Raw genomic sequence first — 1,328 nt, 5'->3', positions numbered from 1 at the left:
GCGCGAGGCGGGTGCGCTGGGCCTGGCCGGTCCGCGCCCCCGGCTGTCCGGGCTGGCCCGCGCCGTGCTCGCCCAGCTGGCCGCGCTGCACTCTCCCCGACCAGCTGGAGATCGTGCTGATCAGCGCCGACCGCTCGCGTCCCGTGGCCGAGCGCACGGCCGAGTGGGCCTGGCTGGGCTGGCTCCCCCAGTCCGGCCGGGTCATGGCCAGGACTGCCGGCTGCTGCTGGCCTACGACCGCGAACAGGCGGCGGCCCGCACAGAGGAACTCCTGCGCCGGGTGGACGACCACGCGGCGACCGGCAGAAGCGCGGCCCACCCCGCCGCCCCCGCACACAGCGAGCCGTCCAGCACCGCCACGCACGGCTCCCACTCGGCCGCCGCTGCCCAGACCTCCCCCTCGGGCAGGCCCGAGGCTCTCGGCACGCCCGCCCAGGGTCATATTTCCGGCCACTCTGGCGCCCCCGCAAAGCTCGCGGGCGCTCCCGCCGCACCGGCCCAGGCACCAGTCACCAGCTGTCCAGGCAGCCACGGCGACTCTGTCGGCCCCGGGCTCGGGCACACCCCCGGTGCCTCCGACATACCGCCCCGGACACCCGCGCCAGGCCACCCCGGCACTCCCGGCACACCGGCCCAGGCACCCGTCATCGGTCCCGGTGGCTACGACGACTCCGCGCTCGCGCACACCCCGGGCACGCCCGGCATACCGCCCCAGGCACCGGCCCCCGGCAGCTCCGCACCACCGCACGCGTCCGGCACTCCTGCCCAGGAACTCACCCCCACCCACGGCGCACACACCACCCCCCACCGGTCGGCCCAGCCCACCGGCCCAGACCCCCACCTGACGGCAACCGCCGCTCCCACCACGCCCGCCCCCTCCCCACGCCGCCCCTCCTGGGCCAAGGGCGACGGTGAAGTCAGCGGGGGCCGTGGTTTCACCGGGCCCTACACCGTCGTCGTCGTGGACGGGGATCCCGGCGGTGGTGCCCTGCGGGACGCTGTCGCGCGGCTTGCCGTGGCCGGGCCGCGGGCCGGGATTCATGTGGTGTGTCTTGCCGAGACGGAGCCGGCCTCGGCCGCCTCGCCCGTGGCGCTGACGTACGAGGCCGCGTGCGCGGTGGCGCCGACGTTCCGGTACTGCGGTGCCGTGGCGCTGCTCAGCGGTGATGTGGCGACCGCGCTGCATCTGATGCGGGTGGCCCCCGGCGGGCCCGTCGGACCGGGCACGCTCGCCGCCGTGGACGCCGTCTCCCCCGCCTGGGCGGAGCGGTTCGCGCGGGCCTTGGCGCCGCTGCGGCCGGACGGCCCGGTCGGCGAGCGGGACACGC

The 1,328-nt window shown here is 77.3% G+C and carries 2 pseudogenes; both read left to right on the top strand.

Annotation, left to right across the window (positions count from 1 at the left end):
- A pseudogene (locus tag M878_RS96685) lies at positions 1-289 on the top strand (hypothetical protein); the annotation flags it as partial.
- Positions 281-1,328 (top strand): annotated as a pseudogene (locus M878_RS000000100185) (hypothetical protein); the annotation flags it as partial. The pseudogenes M878_RS96685 and M878_RS000000100185, both read left to right, overlap by 9 nt.

The organism is Streptomyces roseochromogenus subsp. oscitans DS 12.976, from assembly GCF_000497445.1.
In the GTDB taxonomy this organism is placed as follows: Bacteria; Actinomycetota; Actinomycetes; order Streptomycetales; family Streptomycetaceae; genus Streptomyces; species Streptomyces oscitans.
Note: the sequence above shows the minus strand (reverse complement) of the source record. Positions and strands in the feature narration are given on the sequence as shown.